We start from the raw sequence: 21,606 nt of genomic DNA on the forward strand, positions 1-21,606 counted from the left end.
GAGGATCAGCGGGGATGCGTGCGACCGGGCGCTCAGGCCTCGAGGGCCTGACGTGCCCGCTCCACGTGGGAGGAGCAGGCGAGGGAAGTCTCGGGAGTGTGGGGCGGTCGATCGGAGATGCCCGGAGGTCGCGCCGCACCGGGCCGCCGGCGTCGTGGAGGTCAGGCCCCGGCGGCGCGGGCGACGGCGTCGGCGAGCACCACGTCGCCGAGGCCGGAGCCGAGGTTCTGCGCGACGACCAGGCCGCCCGGGCGACCGTCCCGCAGCAGGTCGCCGGTCGACCCGGTCGCCCGGGGGTAGTCCTCGCCGTGCTTCAGCGGCCGCAGCGACTCGAACTGCTCCGCGTCGTCGGCGACGACCGTGCCGGTGCGGGAGATCTCGGCGCCCGCGACAGAGGCGTAGTCGATCGGCAGCAGCGTCGCGTCGGCGGCGACGTCGCCCGGGCGCAGCGCCGCATCGGTCAGCCCGATCGGCAGGCCGCTGATCACGACGCCCGCGCCTGCGAGCGCCTCGGCCCGGTTGGTCGTGGTGCGCAGCTCGAGGCCGGGCGTGTGCTCGGCGCACCAGGCGGCGAGCTCCCGGAGGGCCTCGGGGCGGCGGCCCCACACGGCCAGAGGGCCCCGACCCAGCGCCTCGATCACCCGGGCGTGGGATCGGGTCTGCACACCGGTGCCGACGAAGGTGATCGGCCGGTCGTCCAGCGCAAGGCTCGCGCCGGTCACGGCCGCGGTGCGCTGGGCGGTGAGCTCGGCGGCGTCCATCGTGGCGCGGGTCGAGCCGTCGGCCGCGGAGAGCACCATCAGCCCGCCGATCATCTCCCGGCCCCGCGCGCGGTTCGACGGGGTGACCGTCACCCACTTGATGCCCAGCAGCCCGCGCTCCTGCCAGGCGGCGGGCATCGCGTTGGCGAAGCCGCCCTCCTCGTGGACGACCTGGGTCTTCGGCGTCACCGAGGCGGAGCCGTCGGCGAGGGCGAGCAGCGCCTCGCGCATGAGTGCGACCTGATCGGCCGGGGTGGGGAGGAGCGTGCTGACCTGGGCGTCGTCGAGGTGGATCACGCCTCGACGGTATCGCGGGGCGGGTCCGTGCCGCGTTCGGGGTGCGGGACCGGGGCGACCGTCGTGCGAAGAATGTCTACCCTGTGAACATGATGAATCGGTGGGGGAACGACGAGCACGGGCCGGGCGGGGATCCGTCGTGGCTCGGGGGCAAGGACCGCGGGGGACCGGGCACGGGGGCGGACGGTGCCGGGACGGGGGAGAGCAGGTCCGGGCCGCTTCCGAGCGGGGACAGCACCTGGTCCTCGGACTTCGACTCGCGCAGCTCGTCCCGCCGCGCTGACCAGGACTTCGGCCCGAACTCCCCGGCCCCGCAGCATTCCGGGCCGCGCTTCGGCGAGTTCGGGGACGACGCTCGTGAGAGGGCCGAGCGCCGGTACGAGGAGTGGGAGTCCGGCGGCCGGCCCGATCCCGAGGTCCGCAATCGGGCGGCCGAGGTGGGCAAGGCCCTGGTCAAGGCGATCCCGATCGTCGTGTTCCTCGTCATCTTCTTCGGGTTCTTCGCCAGGAACGGGTTCTTCCGCGACAACTTCAGCTTCGGGTGGATCGCCCTCGTGGTGCTGGTTCCGATGCTGGCCAACGTGATCAAGTCCTTCCGGAAGTAGCCGCGGCCGGCCGGGCGGAGAGTCGGTCGGCCGACGGGCCGGGACGGCGCCTAGCCGGTCGGTCGACGGGCCGGGACGGCGCTGAGCAGGTCGGCTGCGCGGCCGACGGATCAGACGGCTGCGAGGTCAGCCGGCCAGGCGGTACCAGGCGCCGTCGGCCGAGCGCTCCAGCACGCCCGAGTCCACGGCGTCGCGCCGGACGAGCGCCACATCGGCCGCGAACATCGCGATCGCGGCGTTCAGCTCCGCCTCGCCGAGGCTGCGCGCCGACCCGACCCGCTCGAACACGATCCGCGCGATCCGGCCGCTGACCTCGCGGGACTCCTCGGTCTTCACCGGGATGCCGTCCAGCCGCGGCACCTCGAGGATCGCCTTGTCCGAGCGCATCAGCGCGAGCGAGTCCGCGATCCGACGCAGCGCCGGGACGTCCGCCGTGCCGGCCTCGCCGAGCCAGTCCAGGCGCGAGAGCGGCCCGCGCGCCGAGGGGTCCTCGGCCGGTCCGTCCCCGGTGAGCAGGCGTCCGAGTCCGCGGCGCAGCTTCTCGGCGGAGAGCATCGCGACGAGCTGCCGGGCGCGGCCCAGCTCGGCGGGGTGGTCGGGGGCGGTGGTCATGGGTCCTCCTTCGCGGCTCGCTCCAGGGTGGCACGACCCCGTGTGATCTCGGTGACTGGGCGTCTTTCCGAGGTGCGGTTCGCACCGGTCGGAGATGCTTCAAGCATTGACGAGCAGGTGCTCTTGAGAGGAACGAATCAGGTGGTCATGGGCAGGTCCAGCGGGTCGCGTCGGGGTCGGATCGCGAGCGTCGGAGAGGAGGGGCGTCGGCCGCTGCGTGCGCGGAGCCTGGGCCTCGCCCTCGGCGCCCTGCTCGCGGGGAGCCTGCTCACCGGCTGCGACGACGGCAGCGGCGAGGGGACCGTGGTGCGCGTGGTCGACGGCGACACCCTGGTCGCGGTCGTCGCCGGGGAGGAGACCACGATCCGCCTGCTCAACATCGACACCCCCGAGACGAAGCACCCCGACCTGCCCGTGCAGTGCCTGGGCCCCGAGGCGACGGATTTCCTCGCCGAGCGGCTACCGGCCGGCACCGAGATCGAGCTCGAGTACGACGAGGAGCGGCTGGACCGCTACGACCGCACCCTCGCGGGTGTGTACGAGTCGGGCTCGCTGGTGAACGCCGAGATCGCCGTGGAGGGACTCGGCGTGCCGGTCTACTTCGAGCCCAACGACCGCTTCCTGCCCGAGGTCGAGGAGGCCGCGGCGACCGCGCAGTCCGAGGGGCTCGGCCTCTTCTCCGCCGCGACCGAGTGCACCGTCCCCGCACAGGTCGAGTCCCTCGGCGCCGCGGCCGACGAGATCCCGCAGACGGTCGCGGGCGACCCCGCCCAGGCGCTCGCCGACGCGACGACGCTGGTCGAGGACGCGGAGGCGCTCGTCGACGCCCTCGACGCGGACGTGCTCGCGACCGGCCCGAACGCGGTTCTCGCCCTGCCGCTGGCCGCCCCCTTCCTCGACGGGCAGCGGGAGGCCGCCGATGAGGTGCGCGAGCGCGCCGTCGACGGGCGAGACCGGGTGCAGGGCCTCAAGGACGACTGGGATGAGGAGCAGCAGCGGCTGCGCGAGCAGAAGGAGCGCGAGGAACGGGAGCGCCAGGAGCGCGAGGAGCAGGAGCGTCGCGAGCGGGAGGCGGCGCCGGCCGCAGTGCCGTCCGACGAGGAGGGATCCGGAGCGACGAGCTCGGGCAGCGGCAGCGGCTCGGGGTCCGACGGGAAGTCCAGTTCCGGCGGCTCGGGATCGGGGTCCGACGGACGCAGCAGGGACGGATCGGGCTCCGGCGGCGGGTCCTCGAGCTCTGGCGGTTCGAACTCCGGCGGCAACTCGGGCGGCGGCGCTTCCGGCGGTGACTCGTCCGGCGGCGGCAGCTCGGGCAGCGGGAAGTCCGGTGGCGGGAAGTCCGGCTGTGAGCCCTACGGCCCGGAGATCCCCTACTCGGACGACGGCGGCTACACCGGCAAGCGCTACGGCATGCCCGGCGGCAAGACCTTCCGCAAGTGCAGCTGACCGGCTGCTGACAGCGCGGCGCGGCGGACGGCGGGGTGTCGAGAGGATTTGTCCGACCTCCGGTACCACCTGCGACGCGGTGTGGCGCAGTTGTTCGACCTCCGGTACCGCTTTTCTGGTACCGCCCGTCGAACAACTGGTCAGGCCGTGGCACGTTTCGTCGAAGAACTCCGGGATCGCCATAGCGGAGCTCTGCCGTGCGTCTGCGACGGCGCTGTCCGGGCCCGCATCCGGAGTTGTTCGACGTCCCGTACCGCTTTTTTGGTACCGGACGTCGAACAACTGGGCCGGCTGCGGTATGTCTCGTCGACCGGGCGGGCAGCGGGGCGTTGTTCGTCGGCCGCGGGAGGGGTGCTCTGACAGGTCCTCCCACCCCGGCGGATCACAGGCCAGCATGGACTCGTCGGGCGGGCGACGCCCGCATCATCGCAGCAGGAGGAGCACCGCATGGAGCACGTGAAGCTGGGCCGCACCGGACTGGACGTGTCGCGGCTGTGCCTGGGCACGATGGGTTTCGGCAGCGCCGAGCGCTGGGTCCACAAGTGGGTCCTGGAGGAGGACGACTCCCGCCCCGTCATCAAGCACGCCCTCGACGCAGGCATCAACTTCTTCGACACCGCGAACGTGTACTCGATCGGCCGCAGCGAGGAGATCGTGGGCAAGGCCCTGGTCGACTACGCGAACCGCGACGAGATCGTGCTGGCCACGAAGGTGCACGGGACGATGCACGAGGGGCCCAACGGCGGCGGGCTCTCCCGCAAGGCGATCCTCGCCGAGGCGGAGGCGAGCCTGCGCCGGCTCGGCACCGACTACATCGACCTGTACATCATCCATCGCTGGGACCACACCGTCCCGATCGAGGAGACGATGCAGGCGCTGGATGACCTGGTCCGCTCGGGGAAGGTCCGCTACCTCGGGGCCTCGGCCATGTTCGCCTGGCAGTTCCTGCAGGCGCAGCACGTCGCCGAGGTGAACGGCTGGACGAAGTTCGTCTCGATGCAGAACCACTACAACCTCCTCTACCGCGAGGAGGAGCGGGAGATGATGCCGCTGCTGCGCGAGCTCGGCGTCGCCTCCACGCCGTACAGCCCGCTCGCCGCCGGCCGCCTCACCCGCGACTGGGACGCGGACACCGAGCGGGCCCGCACCGACCAGACGGCGAAGTCGAAGTACGACACTACCGAGGACACCGACCGCGCCATCGTCGAGCAGGTCGCGAAGATCGCCGCAGACCGCGGCGTGGAGCGCGTCCACGTGGCGCTGGCCTGGCTGCTCGCGAAGAACCCGGTCGTCTCCCCGATCATCGGCGCGACCAGGACCTCGCACATCGACGGGGCGCTCGGCGCGCTCGACCTCGAGCTCACGGCCGACGAGATCGCCGCGCTCGAGGCGCCCTACGTCCCGCACAGGGTCGTCGGCGCGCTCGCCCCGGGGGAGTCCACCCTCGGCGCGGGAGCCAGGAACCGCTGAGGCCGACGGGGTGGGCGGGACTCACCGCCTCCGCGCGCGCAGCAGGTGCCTGGTCGAGTGGGCGACGAAGGCGCCGTCGCGGCGGATGATCCGGTCCACCTCGAGCAGCTGCTCGCGGTGGGTGTCGCCCCCGAAGCCCGGCACCCACCACGGGCACTTGCGCAGGATCCAGGCGACCGCGCCGATGTCGAAGAACTCCATCCGCAGCCGCGCCTCGCGCCGCTCGAGGATCTCCAGTCCCGCCGCCTCCGCCGCGGCGACCTCGTCGTCCGGATGGCGCCCGCGACGCTGCGCCTCGGTGGTCGGGCCGTGCACCGCCTCGATCAGCTCGAAGGCGGAGCCGGGGCCGACATGCTGGGCCAGGTACTGCCCGCCCGGTGCGAGCACGCGGACGATCTCCGGCCAGTCCGGGGTGACGGGATGGCGGGAGGTGACCAGGTCCGCGGCGCCGTCGGGCAGCGGGATAGGGGCACCGGGCGCGGTCTCGTGCACGATCACCCCGCGCGGGCCGAGCCGTCGCCTCGCGCGCTCCGCGTTCGGCGGCCAGGACTCCGTGACGTGCTGATCGCGGGCCAGGCGCGGGCACCCGCCGAGCACCTCCCCGCCGCCGGTGTCGAGGTCGATCGCCACCTCCGCGCCGGCCACGGCGCGCGCGAGCAGACGCGCGTAGCCCCACTCGGGACGCTCCTCGGTGGCGCGGCCAGTGAGCCAGTCGAAGCCCCATCCGTCCACGTCGGCCGCCGCGGCCTCGGCGATCAGGTCCTCGGCCGGACGCTCCCGGTCGGCTCGCTGCAGCTGGGCCCGCAGCGCCTCCCGCTCCGCCTCCGGCCAGGGCCCGGAGCAGCCGAGCGGGATCTCGGTGAGGTGCCGGCGCTGCTCCGGCGGGAGCGTGGTGACGAACCGGTCCGGATCCTCCTGCGCCATGCCGTACAGGGCGGGGCCGTCGGCGTAGAACGGATCGATCAGCACCAGGCGCCCGTCGGCCCCGCGCATCACGTTCGACGGGTTCGCATCCAGCGGACCGCACCAGGGCAGCTCCTCGAGCGCCGCCGCATGGATCCGGTGCACGATCGCGGCGAGCTCTGCGAGCTCGCCGCCCCCGTCGCGCACCCGGCCGAAGAACGCCTTCGCCTCTTCCTCGCCGATGGGCTCCAGGAACTCCATGACCAGCAGGTCCGCGCCTCCGGCGAGGCGGCGGTGCAGGTCCAGGCGGGGCACGGCGCCGGTCGCGGCCGCCTCCGCGTAGAGCTGCGCGGTGAACGGACCGACGGGGTCGAAGGGGCTGATCCGGGCCGCCATCGTGCCGTCCGGGGAGGCGAGCGCGAAGGCCCAGTCGCCGGTGCCGCAGGGTGTCCAGCCCTCGCCGCGCAGCATCCGCTCCACCTCGCTGTAGTGGGTCTCGGGGCCGACGGCGTCGAGTGTGGAGGGGAGGCGCATGCGCGGGGACGGTGAGTCGGGGGCTGGCGCGGCAGGCATGGACGGGAGGCTATCGGCGCCGCGGTGACGGGGCACGGGGGTATCCCGCACGCGAGGTCGCGCAGCACGCCCGTTCCGCCCCAGCGCCGCCATGTTGTGGAGCGCTGCGTTCCAAGTCTGGAACACAGCGCTCCACAACATGGCGTGGTCGCGAGTGCAGTCGGGGAGGGGCAGAGGTCAGCGCGTCGACGGCGCCTCGGCCGATGGGATCCGCGCACGGATCTCGAGCGTCGCCGCGACCGGGTCGTGCGCGGCGGAGACCGTGCCGCCGAGACCCGTGACCAGCACCTCGACGATCGAGAGGCCCAGCCCGCTGCTGCGTGCGGAGCGGGAGGCGTCGGCCGTGAAGAAGCGGTCGAACAGGCGTGCGGTGTCGATCGCGGCGTCCGGCGCGACCCCGTTGCGGAACCGCAGTTCGGCCCCATCCTCCGCCCCGCCCCACGCCGCGACCTCCACGGCGAGCGTCCCGCGGCCGTGCTGGACGGCGTTGCGGCCCAGGTTCTGCACGATGCGGGTGAGCATCTCGCGGTCGGTGGCGAGCACGAGCCCCGTCGGCGGATCGAGCTCCACCTCGAGACCCGCGCCCTCGATCTCGCCGCTCATGCCCAGCAGCACCTCGCCCACCAGCAGGCCGACGTCGAGACGCTCGAGCTCCTGACGCGGCTCGACGTCCAGCAGGTAGGCGTACTCGTACAGACGGTCCACCAGGGCGCCGAGCTCGACGGTCTGGCGATGCGCGGCGGCGAGGCGCTCGCGCTGGACGGCGTCGAGATCGGTGCGCTCCAGCAGCTGGAGGTAGCCGCGCACCGAGGTCAGCGGGGTGCGCAGGTCATGGGAGACGTCCGCGATGAAGGAGCGGATGCGCCGCTCCTCGGCGCGGGTGCGGGTCGAGGCCTGTCGGGCCTGCTCCACGGCCTCGTTGACCCGGGCGGTGAGCTGCTCGAGCTGAGGGACCACGAGTGCGAGGGTCACGGCGGAGGGGGACTCCTGCCCGGCGCGCTCCTCGAGCCGGCGCCGCACCACCGCGATCTGCCGCAGCACCACCACGAGATAGGCGGCGGTGCCCAGCCAGAGCACGGCGAGGACCACGAGCAGAACCGTCATCGGGCCTCCCTGGTCGACGGATCGGGGCGGGCCCCGCCATGATCCCAGACCCGCCCCGCACGCGCCCGCCCCGCACGCACCCGCCCCGCACGCGGCCGCCCTCAGGCGGCGACGCCACAGGGCGATGCGTCAGGCCCGGTCGTCACTTCACGTCGGCCCGCCGGAAGATCAGCCAGGACACCAGCCCCATCAGCGCGATGAACACGAGCGAGACGGCGAGGGTGCCCACCAGGTCGCCGCCGGTGGAGTCGAGGCCCGGCACGTGGTCGCGGGCGAACGGGGTCAGGCGCACGAGCGCGGCGAGGCCCTCGACGTCGGCCGCGGTGGAGCCGATCAGGTCCGCGAGGAAACCCCACACGAAGCCGATCGCCATCACCACCAGCGGGCGACGCAGCACGAACGCGAGCGGCAGGCACACCGACAGCTTCGCCGTGGTCAGCACGGCCATGGCCACGGTGATCGCGAGGATCTCGCCCACGCGGCCGCCGTCGAGACCGCCGCCGGCGGCGAGCAGCTGCGAGAACGCGGTGGGGATCGCCGGGGCGAACTCCTGCTCGGTCGCCAGCCCGATCAGCACCGCCACCCCGTAGGGGAGGGACAGGGCGGTCACGGCCGCGGCGGTCAGCACCGTCTTCGCGCCGACGAACGCGCCGCGCCCGGAGGCGAGCAGGGAGTCGTGCACGGACTTGGTCTCGAAGGGCTGGGCGACCAGCGCCCCGAACAGCAGCGGCCCCATCAGCGAGACCATCAGCGCGTCGCTGAGCACCTGCACGCCGCTGGCCGCCTCGGGGCCGAGGTCGCCGGCGGCGAGGCTGTGCTGCAGCACGGTGTACAGCGCCGCGGCGAGCACGGCGACGGCGAGGCAGATCAGGACGGGGCCGGTGCGGCCGATGGCGTAGAGGTCTGCGCGCAGCTGGTTGATCATGCTCTCTCTCCTCCGATCACGGACAGGAAGAACGATTCGAGGCTCTCGCCTTCGCGGGCCAGGCGGGTGGGCCACACGTCGGCGGCGACGAGGGTGCGCAGCACCTGCTCGGCGCGGTCGGCGTGGTGGGGCAGGCGCACGGTCCCGCCGGGCATGACCCGCGCCTCCGCCTCCGGATACGCCTCCTCGAGGGCGGTGAGCAGGGCGGCGGGATCGACGGCGGCGACCTCGAGGTACTGCTGGGTCTGGGCCTCGAGCTCCTCGAGGGTGAGGGTCATGCGCAGCTCGCCGCCCTCGACGATGAGGTAGTCGGTCGCGGTCTGGAACAGCTCGGGCAGGTTGTGGCTGGAGATCAGCACGGTCATCCCGCGCTCCTCCGCCAGCGAGCGCACCAGGCGCCGCACCTCGACCACGCCCTGCGGGTCCAGGCCGTTGACGGGCTCGTCGAGGATCAGCAGCTCCGGGTCCGCGATCAGGGCGAGGGCGATCCCGAGCCGCTGGCGCATGCCGAGGGAGAAGTCGCGGACCTTCTTCCGGCCCGTCCCGGCGAGGCCCACGAGCTCGAGCAGGCGCTCCTCGACGCCGGGGTCGGGCACGCCGCGCAGCAGGCGGTGCAGGTGCATGTTCTGCCGTGCGGTCATCCCGCCGTGCAGGGACGGGGACTCGATGAGGGTGCCGATGCGGGAGAGGTCCGCGGTGCGGGGGCGCTCGGCGTCGGCGCCGAACAGCTCGATGCTCCCGGAGCTCGGGATCGACAGGCCCGCGATCAGGCGCATCAGCGTGGTCTTGCCGGCGCCGTTGCGGCCGATCAGCCCGTAGATCCGCCCGCGCTCGAGGCGGATGCTCATCGCGTGCACGGCGGCGTGGTCGCCGTAGCGCTTGGTGAGGTCCCGGGTTCTCAGGACGGTCTCGCTCATGCCGGGCTCCCTTCTGGCTCGTGGTGTCGGGGACGACGCTACGGAGAAGAGGTCGGGCAGGCGTGAGGAGCGGGGCGGAGAAGGTCAGGAAAGCGTGAAGATCGGCGCGGCCGACGGCGCAGATGCCCCGACCGAAGGGTCAGAGCGCGCGCAGCCGGTACCCGAGCCCCCACACGGTCTCGATCGGGTCCAGCGCCGGCACGGCCTCGCGCAGCTTGCCGCGCAGGTTCGAGATGTGGGTCTTCACCGCCGCGTCGTCGCCGACGAACGGCTCCTCCCACACCGCCTCGTAGATCCGGGGCCGGGAGAAGACCTGCCCCGGCGAGGCCAGCAGCAGGTGCAGCAGCCGCAGCTCGGTCGCGGTCAGCGCGACCTCGGCCCCGTCCAGTTGCACGCGCGCGGTCGCGGGGTCGAGGGAGAGCGGCCCGTGGACCAGCGGTGCGGTCTCCGCTGCGGCGCGCGGGGCGGAGCGGCGCAGCAGCGCCTCGATGCGGGCGGTGAGCTCGGCGAGGTCGAAGGGCTTGGTCACGTAGTCGTCGGCGCCCAGGCGCAGCATGTCCACCTTGGTGTAGACGGCGTCCTTCGCGGACAGCACCAGCACCGGCACCTCGCCCGCGCGGCGGATCTCCGCCAGCAGCACCGACCCGTCCACGTGCGGGAGCATCAGGTCCAGCAACACCAGGTCGACGTCCGACGCCTCGCCGTCCGGGGCGAGGGCGGCGCGGGCGGCGAGCCCGTCGGCGGCGGTGATCACCTCGTGCCCCTCGTCGCGTAGGGCCTCGACGAGCAGGGCGCGGACATCGGGGGAGTCCTCGACGACGAGGACGCGGGAGGCGGTCACCGGGCGGAGCCCGGGCCCGTCACCGCATGGACGATCGCCTCGACGGCGGCGTCCTGGGAGAGGCGCGAGGTGTTCAGGACCATGTCGTAATTCTCCACCGCGCTCGGGTCCCAGCCGTACAGCGACTTCGACATGTCCACCCGCACCTGGTCCTCCCGCTTCTGCCGCCTGGCCGCGCGGTCGTGGGAGATCCCGGCCCGCTCGGCGGCGCGGGCGATGCGGGTCTCCGGATCGGCGGTGAGCAGCACGTGGAGGGTGCGGGGCCGGTCCGCGAGCAGCACGGTGGCGTTCCGGCCGACGATCACCCCGCCCTCTTCGGCGTAGCGGTGCACGGTCGCGTCGTTCTCGGCGATCAGGGTGCGCTTCTGCTCCTGGGTGTCGATGATGTCGCGGCCGTCGAACCCGCCGTACATCCCGCCCATCGCGGAGAACACCTGCGCGAGCGCGAGGCTGGACTCGATCTGCGCGGCCTGCTGCTCGGCGGAGGGGCCCCGGTCGCGGCCTTCGGACTCGATCTCCTCGGAGCTGAAGGCCTGCTGATGGTAGGGAAGGGCGAGCCGCTGGGCGACCTCGCGGCCGATCGCGTCGGCCCCGGCCCCGAAGTGCTCCCAGAGGGTGACCACCGGGAGCGGGCCCTCGACCCCGGGCGATGCTGCGCGATGCGTCCCGCCCGCGGCGGGCGTCTCGGCGTCGGTGCTCCCGGTCGGACTGCCGTCGTGCCGGTCCATGACAACCTCCCCATCGAGATCAGGACTCCAGGATACGAGGGTTCTGTCGCGGGTGGCATCGTTCCCGGTCAGGGAGGTCTGTACTACTATTCGGCGGGTCAGGCCAGGGCGAGGGAAGGACCACGGATGCCGACGTCGACGCGGAGCACGGAGGTGGCGGCATGAGCACCGCCGTCGTGCTGCTGTTCCTGCTCTCCGGCATGCTGATGTTCGCGACGATCATCTCGCTCTACGCCACCGTCGTGACCTCGAAGAGCAAGAACGTGCCCGCGTGGGTGTGGGGCCTCGGCGTCGCGTGCCTGCTCGTCGCCTTCGCCGCCGTCGTCCTGATGAACTGAGGCGCGCTCAGCCGCCCAGCTCGAGCACCGCGATCGCGAGCTGCACACGGTTGGTGACCTGCAGCTTCTGGTAGAGCCGGCCCAGATGGGTCTTCACCGTCGCGACGGACATGAACAGGCTCGCGCCGATCTCCGGGTTCGCGAGCCCCTGCGCGACCAGCCGCGCCACGTCCCACTCCCGCTCGGTGATGCCTTCGGGAGCGGGGGAGGGGCAGGGCTCGGCCGACGGGGACGCCGGTCCCGCCCCCGCGGCCGACGGGGAACCCGCCGACGTAGCGCCCGCCCCTGCGGTCGACCCGGCCCCCATCCCGGTGCCGGAGGTGCTGGTCGCGGCGCTGCTGGCCGAGGAACCGGGTGTAGGCCCGTCGACGGGAGTGCCGATCGCGCCCCCGACGGCCGCGAGGCGCACCAGGCGGCGCAGCACCTCGGAGGAGAAGCGGGGCCGCTGCGCGGCGGCGGCGAGCACCGCCTCGACCACCTCCTCGGGTGGGGAGTCCTTGAGCAGAAAGCCCTCCGCCCCGGAGCGCAGCGCCTCGAGCAGGAACTCGTCGGTGTCGAAGGCGGTGAGCATCACGACCCGCGCCTGATCGCCGCGCTCGCGCAGCGCCGCGAGGGCCTCGAGCCCGGTCATGCGCGGCATGCGGATGTCCATCAGCACCACGTCCGGGCCGAGCGCGGCGGTCTGCTCGAGGGCGGCGTGCCCGTCGGCCGCCTCGCCGACCACCTCGATGCCGCGTGCCCCGTCGATCATCAGGCGCAGGCCGGAGCGCATCAGCGCCTCGTCGTCCACCAGCAGCACCCGCACCGGGGCCGCGCCGCCCTGGTCCCCCGGGCCGTCCGTGCCGCCCGGGCTGTTCGTGCCGCTGCTGTCGCAGGCGCCTCGGTGCGCGCCCGATCCGTCGTTCACCATGGCAGCCATGCTTCCATCTCGAAGGTGCCGTGCTCGGTGCGCGTCCAGCGGGCCCCGCCGCCGAGCAGGCGCGCTCTCTCCTCGACACCGATGAGCCCGTGCCCGGTCGAGAGGGGCTGTGCCTCACCGGTCAGCGGGTTCTCGACGGTCAGCGTCACCTGCTCGGCCCGCCGGGCGAGGAGCGCGGTGACCGGGGCGCCCGGTGCGTGCTTCGCCGCATTGGTCAGTGCCTCGCCGAGGATGCGGGCGAGCGCGACGACGGTGCCGCGTCCGAGCTGTTCGAGCTCGGCCACCTCCAGCCCGTGGAGTTCGAGGGAGACCTCCTGTCCACCGGCCCACGCCCGCTCCACCGTCTCCTCGAGGGTGGGGGCGGTGGCGAGCGGCGCGGCGTCATCGGCGGCGGGGTCACCGGCGGTGCGCAGCGCGACGAGCACCTCGCGCAGCTCCCGGTTCGCGTGCTGGGCGGCGTCGCGCACCGTCCGCGCCGTGCGGCGCAGCGTCGCGGGATCGAGGTCCTCGCGATAGGCCATCGCGCCCGCGTGCATGGCGATCGAGGCGAGGTGGTGGGAGACGCTGTCGTGCATGTCGCGGGCCAGCGCCGCCCGCTCCTCCGCCCGCACCTGGGCGCTCTCCGCATCGCGGCCGCGCCGCAGGGCGTCGGCCTCCCGCTGCGCCGACAGCCCGGCCTGCTCGGCCGAGCACCGGGCCTGGTCCGCCGAGGACCGGGCCTGCTCGGCGGCGGCCCGCTCGCGCTCGGCGGCGACCCGCTCCCGTTCCGCCGCGACCCGCTCCCGCTCAGCGGAGGCGCGCTCGCGCTCAGCCGCGTCCGCACGCTCGCGCAGCGTGCGGATCAGCTCGTGGCGGGTGCCGACCACGCGGCCGATCAGCAGCGGCACGAGGGCGCCGACGATCATCACCCCGAGCGCGGTGGCGACGTAGCGCGGATCGTCGTCGCCCCGAAGCCGCATGTCGAGCGTCAGCCAGGCCATGGCGGCCACGCCGAGCAGCACCACCGCGGCGACGTCCAGCCCCAGTCGGCGCCGCAGCCCGAGCCGGTACAGGGCTATCGCTGCCGCAGGCACGCTCCACACGCTCAGCCCGGCTACGGTCGTGATCAGCAGGTGGGCCGTCGCATGAAGCCGGCCCGGGCGCAGGAGGCGCAGCGGGCCGATCACGACCGTCGCCGCGACCCCGATCAGCGCGTCGACAGCCACCATCGCCAACAGATCCTCGGGCGGGGCGTCGTCGAACTCGAACAGCAGCTCGCCGAGCACCACCACGAACATCAGGCAGCCGAGTCCCAGGCAGAGCAGCGTCTGCAGGGCAGCGATCACCCAGCCGCGCACGCTGCGCCACGACGGCGTCCCCGGCTCGAGAGGCGCCGCCGTCTCCGGCGGCGTCTCGGGGGCGGGCGACGCGACCGTCTCCTGCGGCGTGGCGGGGCCGACGGGCCGGTGCGTGGTCATGTTCCCAGCGTAGGGACGAGTCGGGGCTCGCCGGATCGTCCGTGCGGTCGACTCCGTGCGGAGGATCCGCCTCAGGCTCGGGCGCCGAGCGCGGCCATGACCTCCCGGCCGTGGTCGGTCCCCGGGAACCGCTCCACGATCTCCCGCAGGGCGTCCGCATCGGTGCTCGCCCCGAACGCCTCGGTGAAGGGCTGCAGGCGCACCCCGTCGCAGAGCTCCCCGATCCGCACCGGGTCGAAGCCGAGGTCGTCCACGAGACGGGCGACCACGCCGGTCGCGGGGGAGGGGCCGGCGATCCCGATCGCGGCACGGGGCGCGGGCCGATGGGCGAGGTCCTCGAGGTCGTGGTAGCCCATGTGATTGAACGCCTTGACCACGGTCGCGCCCGGCAGCTGCTCCTGGACGAACACGCTGGTGGAGGCGCTGGGGGAGGAGAGCTCCTCGATCTGGCCGTCGGTCTCCCACCAGTAGTTCATCGCATCGATCACGACCTTCCCCTCCAGGGCGTCGGCGGGGATCGTGGCGTGCTTGCCCAGCGGCAGCGCGAGGATGACGAGGTCCGCGCGCTCGGCCGCCTCACGGGCAGTGACCGGCTGAGCGCCCGGGGCCAGGAACTGGGTGATCAGCGCGATCTTCGCGGGGTCGCTGGAGCCGGCGATCAGCACCTCATGACCGGCGGCGACCGCAAGGCGGGCCAGGGCCGTGCCGGCCTTGCCGGCTCCGAGGATCCCGAGCGTGAGGCGAGAGGAGCTGCTCATGGCGGGCCGAACGCGCCGGCCCGGGCGCGGCTTCCCGAAGGTGACGGGTCTCGCGCCGCGGGTGCGGGGCAGGGGGCGGGGCGTGCAGCGGGGCGTGGGTGACGGGTGGTGGCGCTGGGCGTACCGCTACGCCTATATAGGCATAGCGGTACGCCCAGCGCCACCACCTGACCACGCCCCCGGCGTTCCCCAGGGTGCAGGGGCCTCCGGTGCTCGATCCGGCGGGCCCCGCGTCCGATCGGCCCGGCCCCGGCCCCCTGGCATCGGCTGCCACCGCCCCTGCCCTCATCCGGCCCCGGCCTAGGGTGCCGGCCCGCCCCTGCCCCTGGCCTCAGCCGGTCCCGGCCCCTGGCATCGGCTGCCACCGCCCTTGGCATCGGCCGGCCCCTGGCCTCTGGTGTCGGCCCTCACGGCGCCCACAGGCTTCCCGCTCTACAGTGGAGGCGTCATGTGCCGACTCCTCGCCCTCTATTCCGACCAGCCCATCACCGCCGACTTCTGGCTGCTGGACGCTCCCTACTCGCTGCTCCGCCAGTCCCGCTTCAACGCCGATGGGACGGGGCTGGGCTGGATCGACGAGCACGGCGCCCCGCAGGTCGCGAAGAAGCCCGTCGCGGCCTACGCCTCCGAGCGCTTCGGGCAGATCGCCACCGCGGTGCGGTCCCGCGCGATGATCGCGCACGTGCGGCTCTCCTCCGGCACCGGGCACAGCGACGAGAACACCCACCCCTTCCTGCAGGACGGGATCCTCTCCGCCCACAACGGCGTGCTCGAGGTCACCGAGCAGATGAAGGAGCGGGTCCGCGAGCTCGGCGCCGCCCATCACGTCCGCGGCGTCACCGACAGCGAGTGGATGGCCGCGCTGATCACCGGGGAGGTCGCCGCGCACGGCGGCGACCTGCGCGGCGGCGTCGTCGCGGCGCTGGACTGGATCGCGCGGAACGTGCCCGTGTACTCGGTGAACGTGCTGGTGCTGAAGGACGAGGAGCTGATCGCGGTGCGTCTGCCCGCCACCAACGAGCTGTGGGTGCTGGAGCGGGAGGCGACCACGTCCGCGCCCCGCGAGGCGCTGGACCAGTCCTCCGCCACGCTGCGCACCCGCAGCGAGGACCTCGCCGGCATCGACTCGGTGGTGATCGCCTCCGAGCCGATGGATGATGACCCCGCCTGGCGTCTCATGGACTCCGGCGAGCTGCTGCACCTCGCGGCCGACGGCTCTTTGCACCGCGAGCGCCCCTTCGGCCCGCTCGCCCAGCCGCTGGCGCTGGAGGACCTCGGTCTCTCCGCCGCCGCGTCCCAGGCGCACGCCGCCCAGGACCAGGCGCAGCAGGAGCGTCGCCGCCGCCTCGCCGAGCGCGCCGCATGAGCGACGCGACCTCCTGGCCTCTCGACGGCGCGACCTCCGGCCCGGCCGACGGCACTGGATCCGACGCCGTTCCGGCCGCGGCCGCCGCTTCCGACAGCACCCCCGTCGCCGCCTCGTCGGCCACCCCCGAGACGGCGTACCACCGCCTCGCCACCCTCCGCCCCGCCTGGTCCCGGCCCGCGAAGCCGCTGCTCAGCCTCGGCGCGGCCCTCCTCGCCTACGTGGTGCTCAGCTCCGTCGTGCTGGTCACCGCGGTGCTGCTGCTCGCGGTGGTGCCCGGCGTGAACATCGCCCGCGGCGTCACCAGCGGCGACCCGACCAGCCCTCTGGACGTCGGCCTGGCGCTGGCGATGGGGGCGATGTGGCTGCCGGCCGGGATCGTGGGCGTGCGAGTGGGCGGCTGGCGACCGGTCGGCACCGCTTGGTCGATCGCCGCGCAGCTGCGCAGGGACCGCTCCCTGCTGCTCGCCGGGATCGGGGCCGGGGCGGTCGTGGCCGCTGCCGCCGCGATCGCCGGCGCGCTGACCGGCACCGTCGGCACCGCGGCGGAGCCGTCGGCCTCCGTCCCGCAGCTGCTGCTGGTGACGCTGCTCGCGCTGGTCCTGGCACCGCTGCAGGCGGCGGGACTCGAGCTGAGCCTGCGCGGCACCGTGATGCAGGCGCTCGGCACCTGGCTGCGCAGTCCCGTCCTGCCCGTGCTCGCCGGCACCGCCGTGATGCTGATCGGCCGCGACCTGACCCCCGCCGTGGTGCTGCCGGCACTGGCCCTCGGCCTCTGCGCCGGGGTGCTCGCCTGGAAGACGGGCGGTCTCGAGCTGCCGATCGCGCTGACCAGCACGCTGACCCTGCTCTCCCACGTCGTCGGCGCGTTCGCCGCGGGCAGCGGCGCGGGGGCCGGGATCGGCGCGGTCGGGGCGGCCGCCGCCGCACCGGGCACCTCCGCCGCTGCGCTCGCCGTCCCCGCGGCCGCCGCGCCCGAGGCGGCGCTCGCCGGCGGGGTCGCCGCCGCCGCCGGGCTGCTGCTGCTCACCGCCGCTCTCGCGCTGTGGATCGGCCGACGCGAGGGCGTGGCCCTGCTCGAGCCCGTCACCCGGCCTGCTGGCCAGGAGGCCCCCGACCCGGTGCACATCTGAGGCGTCGGCCTCACCGGCTACGGTCGAGCCATGAGCACCGCCGCTGCCACCCCCGCCGACCCCTACCTCCTGCTGCCGCTGCGCCAGCGGATCCTCGAGCAGCGCCTCGGCGTGCGCGCCCTGCACCTGCACCGCACGGGCCATCCCGAGCTCTCCCACCGATTCGTCGAGGACACCGCCGAGAACGTCTACTCGGTCTCGAAGACCGTCACCGCCCTCGCCGTCGGGATCGCACAGGCCGAGGGGCTGCTGCAGGTCGAGGACCTGCTCACAGACCACCTGCCCGCCCCGACCGGCGGGTACGGTCAGGGCGTGGACGAGGTGCGGCTGCGGCACCTGCTGACCATGACCTCCGGCTCCCCGGTGCTCGGCTTCCTCGACGCCGAGCGCGAGCACGAGAACCTCACCGCCCACCTGCTCGCCACCGACCTCACCGCCGCGCCGGGCGAGCGGTTCGAGTACTCCAACGGCTCGATCTTCCTGCTCGCCCGCGTGATCGAGGAGCGCACCGGGCAGACCCTGCGCGACTGGCTGATGCCGCGCCTGTTCGCACCGCTCGGGATCCTGAACCCGCAGTGGTTCACCACCCGTGACGGCCACACCTGGGGCGCGACCGGCCTGCACCTCAAGAGCGGTCAGCTCGCGCGCCTCGGCCGCCTCCTCCTGGACCGCGGCGCCCACGAGGGCGCCCGGCTAGTCCCGGCCGACTGGATCGACGCCCTCCACGCCGAGGACGCCTGGGTCGCCACCGGCGACCCCGAGCCGGAGGCCGCCCGTTACGGCTTCGGGGTCTGGGACTGCACGGCCGACGGGGCCTGGCGGGCCGACGGTGCCTACGGCCAGTTCCTGCTGGTCCTGCCCGCGCAACAGGCCGTGCTCACCGTGACCTCTCACCTCGAGGGCCGCGCCGGCGCCGAGATCCTCCGCGCCGTGTGGGAGGAGCTGCTGCCGCAGCTGTGAACAGTCCGGCGCCGCCCTCCGGTGCGTGCCGCGAGGGACGACCCTGCCGCGACCGGCGCGGCCCGTTGCCTGAGCCGCGCCCCAGGCGCGCACCGGTAGGTTTGTCCCCATGGATCCTTCCGTCCTCCTGAACATCGCCCTCGTGCTGCTCTTCGTGCTGATCGGCGGCGTGTTCGCGGGCACCGAGATGGCGATCGTGAATCTCCGCGAGTCGCAGATCGACCAGCTCGAGGAGTCCGGGCCCCGCGGCGCGAAGACCGCGACGATGGTCCGCGACCCCAACCAGTTCCTCTCCGCGGTGCAGATCGGCGTGACCGTCGCCGGGTTCTTCTCCTCCGCCTACGGCGCCTCCACGATCGCGCCGTCGCTCGTGCCGGTGCTGACGGGGCTGGGCCTGCCGGAGGCCACCGCCGGGACCGCCGCGCTGATCGGGATGACGCTGATCATCGCCTACCTCTCCCTCGTGTTCGGCGAGCTCGTCCCCAAGCGTCTGGCCATGCAGAACGCGCTGGGCATGACGCGGATCGTCGGCCCGCCGCTGCACCTGTTCGGGCAGCTGATGCGCCCGGTGATCTGGCTGCTGTCGGCCTCCACCAACCTCGTCGTGCGCCTGCTGGGCGGCGACCCGAACGCGAACCGCGAGGCGGTCTCCGCCGAGGAGATCAAGGCGATGGTCCGCGACTCCGACGCGCTGGACCAGGCCGAGTCGCGGGTGCTGGCCGACGTGTTCGACGCCTCCGAGCGCACCGTCGTCGAGGTCATGCAGCCCCGTCACCAGGTCCACTTCCTCGACGGGCGCCAGAGCGTCGAGGAGAGCCGCCAGGAGATCCGCGACACCGGCTTCTCCCGCTACCCCGTCACGGGCGACGACGTCGACGACGTGCTCGGCTTCGTGCACGTGCGCGACATGCTCCTGGTCGAGGACCCGGACCGCACCCGCATGTCGGAGCTGGTGCGCCCCATCGAGCACATCCCGGGCACCGTGCAGGTGCTCTCGGCGCTGAACCGGATGCGCGCCCACGCCGACCAGATCGCCGTGGTCGTGGACGAGTACGGCGGCACCGACGGGATCGTCACCCTCGAGGACCTGCTCGAGGAGCTCGTGGGCGAGATCTACGACGAGTTCGACGCGGAGACCTGGCCCGCCCCCGGCGGCCTGGACAGCATCCTCGCGGCCGACGGCACCTTCGAGGGCGGCCTGATCCTGCAGGAGTTCGAGGCCGCGACCGACATCTCCCTGCCGGACACCGGCGGCTACGAGACCGTCGGCGGCTTCCTCATGGCGCAGCTGGGACGCATCCCCGAGGCCGGGGACACGGTCGCGATCGACGGCGGCACCCTCGAGGTCGCCGAGGTCGACGAGCGCCGGGTGAAGACGGTGCGCTTCATCCCGGGGACGCCCGCCGAGGGCGAGGAGCAGACCGACGAGGAGACTCCCTCCGCCTGAGGGGGCGGGGCCCGCCCCCGCCCCCGCCCCCGCCGCGCCTCGCCTCCGCTGCCGCCCGCGACCGATCCGTCGCCGAGCCGATCGGTCGGGGCTCGGCCCTACCACCGGAGCGTCTCGCGAGTAGGGTCGAGGACATGCACTCCGTCCCGGGACCGTGCTCCCGGGTACCCACACCTCGGGAGGACCTCTCATGGCTCGCAGCACCTTCGCCCAGCTCCTCGTCACCCAGCTCCGCGGCCTCGGCGTGGAGCGCATCTACGGGGTGGTCGGCGACTCGCTGAACCCCGTCGTCGACGCCGTCCGCACCACCGAGGGCATCGAGTGGGTGCATGTGCGCAACGAGGAGGCCGGTGCCTTCGCCGCCGGAGCCGAGGCCCGACTGACCGGGAAGCTCGCCGTGTGCGCCGGCTCCTGCGGCCCGGGCAACACCCATATGATCCAGGGGCTGTACGACGCGCACCGCGACAACGCGCCGGTCCTCGCGATCGCCTCCCACATCCCCTCGGAGAAGATCGGCACCGGCTTCTTCCAGGAGACCCATCCGGAGCGGCTGTTCCAGGAGTGCTCCCACTTCTGCGAGATGGTCAACTCCGGCCCCCACGGCGCGACGATGCTGCACATCGCGATCCAGACCGCGATCGCGAAGAGCGGCGTCTCCGTGCTGGTGCTGCCCGGCGACGTCGCCGACCAGGAGGTCGACGCCCCCCTCACCCGGGATCTCGCCACCGAGCTCGGCGCGGTCCAGCCGGCCGCAGGCCCCGTCGGCCGCCTCGCCGAGCTGATCGACGAGGCGGACACCGTGATGCTGTTCGCCGGCGCCGGGGTGCGCGGCGCCCGCGAGGAGGTGCTCGCGCTCGCCGAACGGGTCAAGGCGCCGATCGGCCACGCCTTCGGCGGCAAGGAGTGGATGCAGTACGACAACCCCTTCGACGTGGGGATGAGCGGTCTGCTCGGCTACGGCGCCTGCTACGAGGCGATGCACGAGGCGGATCTCGTGATCCTGCTGGGCACCGACTTCCCCTACAGCGAGTTCCTGCCGCGCGAGAACGGCAAGGGGGCGCCGCGGATCGTGCAGATCGACGCTGACGCGTCCCGGCTGGGCCGCCGCGTGGGCCTCGACCTCGCCGTCCACGGCGACGTCGCGCTCACCCTCCAGGCGGTGCTGCCGCTGCTGACGTCCACCAAGGGGCACCGCTACCTGCACCGCCAGCTGAAGGCACACCACAAGGCGCTCTCCGGTGTGGTCGCCGCGTACACGAAGAACGTCGAGCGGATGACGCCCATCCACCCCGAGTTCGTCGCCGCGACGCTCGACGAGCTCGCCGACGACGACGCGGTGTTCACCGTGGACACCGGCATGTGCAACGTCTGGGGCGCCCGCTACATCACCCCCAACGGGAAGCGACGCGTGTTCGGCTCCTGGCACCACGGCACCATGGCCAATGCCCTTCCCCAGGCCATCGGCGCCTCGAAGGCGTTCCCCGGCCGACAGGTGATCTCGATGAGCGGCGACGGCGGGCTCGGCATGCTGATGGGCGAGCTGCTGACCGTGAAGCTGCATGAGCTGGACACCAAGATCCTCGTGTTCAACAACTCCAGCCTCGGCATGGTCAAGCTCGAGATGCTCGTGGAGGGCCTGCCCGATCACGGCACCGACCACGAGGCCGTGGACTACGCCGCGATCGCCGAGGGCGTGGGCATCGGCGCGGTGCGCATCACGGACCCGAAGAAGCTGAAGAAGCAGCTCGCCGCCGCGCTGGCGACCCCCGGCCCGGTGCTCATCGACGTGGTCACCGATCCCGACGCCCTCTCGATGCCTCCGAAGATCACCGCGCAGCAGATCCGCGGCTTCGCCACCGCCTCGACGAAGGTCGTGCTCGGCGGCGGGGTGGGGAGGATGGTCGACATGGCCGCGAGCAACCTGCGGAACATGCCGCGGTGACGGCGGCTCTCCCGCCGCGCTCGGACCGGAGCGGGCGCCTGCTCCACGCCGAGTCGCCGGCATCGTGCGCCCTTCGAGGGCAGCACCAGGGCGGCGAGCATCAG

The 21,606-nt window shown here is 73.4% G+C and carries 20 protein-coding genes; 9 read left to right on the forward strand and 11 right to left on the reverse strand.

Features of this window, described 5'->3' with window-relative positions:
• Positions 1-161: 161 nt before the first annotated feature.
• Entirely contained in the window at positions 162-1,058 is an 897-nt protein-coding gene (locus Y09_RS03715) for an ornithine cyclodeaminase (protein ID WP_053916297.1), read from the reverse strand.
• Between the two features lie 89 nt (positions 1,059-1,147).
• Between Y09_RS03715 and Y09_RS17430 the strand changes: the two genes are divergently transcribed.
• Positions 1,148-1,663: a hypothetical protein gene (locus Y09_RS17430; RefSeq protein ID WP_159419631.1), complete on the forward strand. Its 516-nt coding sequence runs from the start codon at positions 1,148-1,150 to the stop codon at positions 1,661-1,663.
• A 126-nt stretch (positions 1,664-1,789) separates the two neighbouring features.
• Here Y09_RS17430 and Y09_RS03725 read toward each other — a convergent pair whose 3' ends face one another.
• A complete protein-coding gene (locus Y09_RS03725; RefSeq protein WP_053916299.1) occupies positions 1,790-2,275 on the reverse strand; it encodes a DUF2087 domain-containing protein in 486 nt (161 codons plus the stop codon).
• A 147-nt stretch (positions 2,276-2,422) separates the two neighbouring features.
• On the opposite strand from Y09_RS03725, the gene Y09_RS03730 reads away from it, so the two are divergent.
• Together Y09_RS03730 and Y09_RS03735 are read left to right on the forward strand one after the other, a co-directional pair.
• Entirely contained in the window at positions 2,423-3,721 is a 1,299-nt protein-coding gene (locus tag Y09_RS03730) for a thermonuclease family protein (RefSeq protein WP_053916383.1), read from the forward strand.
• Between the two features lie 447 nt (positions 3,722-4,168).
• On the forward strand, positions 4,169-5,191 hold the full coding sequence (locus Y09_RS03735) for an aldo/keto reductase (RefSeq protein WP_053916300.1): 1,023 nt from the start codon (positions 4,169-4,171) through the stop codon (positions 5,189-5,191).
• A gap of 21 nt (positions 5,192-5,212) precedes the next feature.
• Here the strand turns inward: Y09_RS03735 and Y09_RS18200 are convergent, their stop codons facing one another.
• The 6 genes from Y09_RS18200 to Y09_RS03765 form a co-directional block, all read right to left on the reverse strand.
• Positions 5,213-6,667, reverse strand: coding sequence for a hypothetical protein (locus Y09_RS18200; RefSeq protein WP_371440344.1), 1,455 nt, complete (start codon positions 6,665-6,667; stop codon positions 5,213-5,215).
• 177 nt (positions 6,668-6,844) lie between these two features.
• Positions 6,845-7,771: a HAMP domain-containing sensor histidine kinase gene (locus Y09_RS03745; protein WP_053916301.1), complete on the reverse strand. Its 927-nt coding sequence runs from the start codon at positions 7,769-7,771 to the stop codon at positions 6,845-6,847.
• Positions 7,772-7,913: 142 nt separating this feature from the next.
• Positions 7,914-8,696 carry a hypothetical protein gene (locus tag Y09_RS03750; RefSeq protein ID WP_053916302.1) on the reverse strand — a complete coding sequence of 261 codons (783 nt, stop codon included), beginning with the start codon at positions 8,694-8,696 and terminating at the stop codon, positions 7,914-7,916.
• Positions 8,693-9,613, reverse strand: a complete 921-nt coding sequence (locus Y09_RS03755) for an ABC transporter ATP-binding protein (protein ID WP_053916303.1) — start codon at positions 9,611-9,613, stop codon at positions 8,693-8,695. The genes Y09_RS03750 and Y09_RS03755 overlap by 4 nt, the downstream gene beginning before the upstream one ends.
• Before the next feature lie 139 nt (positions 9,614-9,752).
• The gene (locus tag Y09_RS03760) at positions 9,753-10,454 is read right to left on the reverse strand and encodes a response regulator transcription factor (RefSeq protein WP_053916304.1); all 702 of its coding nucleotides are present in this window, start codon (positions 10,452-10,454) and stop codon (positions 9,753-9,755) included.
• Positions 10,451-11,182, reverse strand: a complete 732-nt coding sequence (locus tag Y09_RS03765) for an AAA family ATPase (RefSeq protein WP_053916305.1) — start codon at positions 11,180-11,182, stop codon at positions 10,451-10,453. The genes Y09_RS03760 and Y09_RS03765 overlap by 4 nt, the downstream gene beginning before the upstream one ends.
• Before the next feature lie 161 nt (positions 11,183-11,343).
• Between Y09_RS03765 and Y09_RS17435 the strand changes: the two genes are divergently transcribed.
• Positions 11,344-11,520: a hypothetical protein gene (locus Y09_RS17435; RefSeq protein WP_159419632.1), complete on the forward strand. Its 177-nt coding sequence runs from the start codon at positions 11,344-11,346 to the stop codon at positions 11,518-11,520.
• A gap of 7 nt (positions 11,521-11,527) precedes the next feature.
• On the opposite strand, the gene Y09_RS03770 is transcribed toward Y09_RS17435, so the two are convergent.
• From Y09_RS03770 to Y09_RS03780, 3 genes are all read right to left on the reverse strand, one after another.
• Entirely contained in the window at positions 11,528-12,439 is a 912-nt protein-coding gene (locus tag Y09_RS03770) for a response regulator transcription factor (RefSeq protein WP_234695618.1), read from the reverse strand.
• Positions 12,424-13,896: a histidine kinase gene (locus Y09_RS03775; protein WP_053916306.1), complete on the reverse strand. Its 1,473-nt coding sequence runs from the start codon at positions 13,894-13,896 to the stop codon at positions 12,424-12,426. Before Y09_RS03775 ends, Y09_RS03770 begins: the two co-directional genes overlap by 16 nt.
• 71 nt (positions 13,897-13,967) lie before the next feature.
• Positions 13,968-14,654 carry an NADPH-dependent F420 reductase gene (locus Y09_RS03780; RefSeq protein WP_053916307.1) on the reverse strand — a complete coding sequence of 229 codons (687 nt, stop codon included), beginning with the start codon at positions 14,652-14,654 and terminating at the stop codon, positions 13,968-13,970.
• 448 nt (positions 14,655-15,102) lie between these two features.
• Here Y09_RS03780 and Y09_RS03785 point away from each other — a divergent pair, with 448 nt between their 5' ends.
• From Y09_RS03785 to Y09_RS03805, 5 genes are all read left to right on the forward strand, one after another.
• Complete coding sequence (locus Y09_RS03785) at positions 15,103-16,020, forward strand: class II glutamine amidotransferase (protein ID WP_053916308.1); 918 nt, start codon at positions 15,103-15,105, stop codon at positions 16,018-16,020.
• Positions 16,017-17,153 carry a hypothetical protein gene (locus Y09_RS03790; protein WP_053916309.1) on the forward strand — a complete coding sequence of 379 codons (1,137 nt, stop codon included), beginning with the start codon at positions 16,017-16,019 and terminating at the stop codon, positions 17,151-17,153. The genes Y09_RS03785 and Y09_RS03790 overlap by 4 nt, the downstream gene beginning before the upstream one ends.
• Before the next feature lie 30 nt (positions 17,154-17,183).
• Entirely contained in the window at positions 17,184-18,113 is a 930-nt protein-coding gene (locus Y09_RS03795) for a serine hydrolase (RefSeq protein WP_053916310.1), read from the forward strand.
• Between the two features lie 109 nt (positions 18,114-18,222).
• Positions 18,223-19,560, forward strand: coding sequence for a hemolysin family protein (locus Y09_RS03800; RefSeq protein ID WP_053916311.1), 1,338 nt, complete (start codon positions 18,223-18,225; stop codon positions 19,558-19,560).
• A 190-nt stretch (positions 19,561-19,750) separates the two neighbouring features.
• The gene (locus tag Y09_RS03805; RefSeq protein WP_053916312.1) at positions 19,751-21,502 is read left to right on the forward strand and encodes a pyruvate dehydrogenase; all 1,752 of its coding nucleotides are present in this window, start codon (positions 19,751-19,753) and stop codon (positions 21,500-21,502) included.
• Positions 21,503-21,606: the final 104 nt, after the last annotated feature.

This window comes from Brachybacterium sp. SW0106-09, assembly GCF_001293905.1.
Taxonomy (GTDB): domain Bacteria; phylum Actinomycetota; class Actinomycetes; order Actinomycetales; family Dermabacteraceae; genus Brachybacterium; species Brachybacterium conglomeratum.

Bases quoted from the DNA above. Each gene is read 5' to 3' on its own strand.
- Y09_RS03795 (WP_053916310.1), top strand. From the start codon at position 17,184: ATGAGCACCGCCGCTGCCACCCCCGCCGACCCCTACCTCCTGCTGCCG.
- Y09_RS03780 (WP_053916307.1), bottom strand. From the start codon at position 14,654: ATGAGCAGCTCCTCTCGCCTCACGCTCGGGATCCTCGGAGCCGGCAAG.
- Y09_RS03750 (WP_053916302.1), bottom strand. From the start codon at position 8,696: ATGATCAACCAGCTGCGCGCAGACCTCTACGCCATCGGCCGCACCGGC.
- Y09_RS03785 (WP_053916308.1), top strand. From the start codon at position 15,103: ATGTGCCGACTCCTCGCCCTCTATTCCGACCAGCCCATCACCGCCGAC.
- Y09_RS03790 (WP_053916309.1), top strand. From the start codon at position 16,017: ATGAGCGACGCGACCTCCTGGCCTCTCGACGGCGCGACCTCCGGCCCG.
- Y09_RS03765 (WP_053916305.1), bottom strand. From the start codon at position 11,182: ATGGACCGGCACGACGGCAGTCCGACCGGGAGCACCGACGCCGAGACG.
- Y09_RS03775 (WP_053916306.1), bottom strand. From the start codon at position 13,896: ATGACCACGCACCGGCCCGTCGGCCCCGCCACGCCGCAGGAGACGGTC.
- Y09_RS03800 (WP_053916311.1), top strand. From the start codon at position 18,223: ATGGATCCTTCCGTCCTCCTGAACATCGCCCTCGTGCTGCTCTTCGTG.
- Y09_RS03730 (WP_053916383.1), top strand. From the start codon at position 2,423: ATGGGCAGGTCCAGCGGGTCGCGTCGGGGTCGGATCGCGAGCGTCGGA.
- Y09_RS18200 (WP_371440344.1), bottom strand. From the start codon at position 6,667: ATGCCTGCCGCGCCAGCCCCCGACTCACCGTCCCCGCGCATGCGCCTC.
- Y09_RS03735 (WP_053916300.1), top strand. From the start codon at position 4,169: ATGGAGCACGTGAAGCTGGGCCGCACCGGACTGGACGTGTCGCGGCTG.
- Y09_RS17430 (WP_159419631.1), top strand. From the start codon at position 1,148: ATGATGAATCGGTGGGGGAACGACGAGCACGGGCCGGGCGGGGATCCG.
- Y09_RS03725 (WP_053916299.1), bottom strand. From the start codon at position 2,275: ATGACCACCGCCCCCGACCACCCCGCCGAGCTGGGCCGCGCCCGGCAG.
- Y09_RS03755 (WP_053916303.1), bottom strand. From the start codon at position 9,613: ATGAGCGAGACCGTCCTGAGAACCCGGGACCTCACCAAGCGCTACGGC.
- Y09_RS03745 (WP_053916301.1), bottom strand. From the start codon at position 7,771: ATGACGGTTCTGCTCGTGGTCCTCGCCGTGCTCTGGCTGGGCACCGCC.
- Y09_RS03805 (WP_053916312.1), top strand. From the start codon at position 19,751: ATGGCTCGCAGCACCTTCGCCCAGCTCCTCGTCACCCAGCTCCGCGGC.
- Y09_RS03770 (WP_234695618.1), bottom strand. From the start codon at position 12,439: ATGGCTGCCATGGTGAACGACGGATCGGGCGCGCACCGAGGCGCCTGC.
- Y09_RS17435 (WP_159419632.1), top strand. From the start codon at position 11,344: ATGAGCACCGCCGTCGTGCTGCTGTTCCTGCTCTCCGGCATGCTGATG.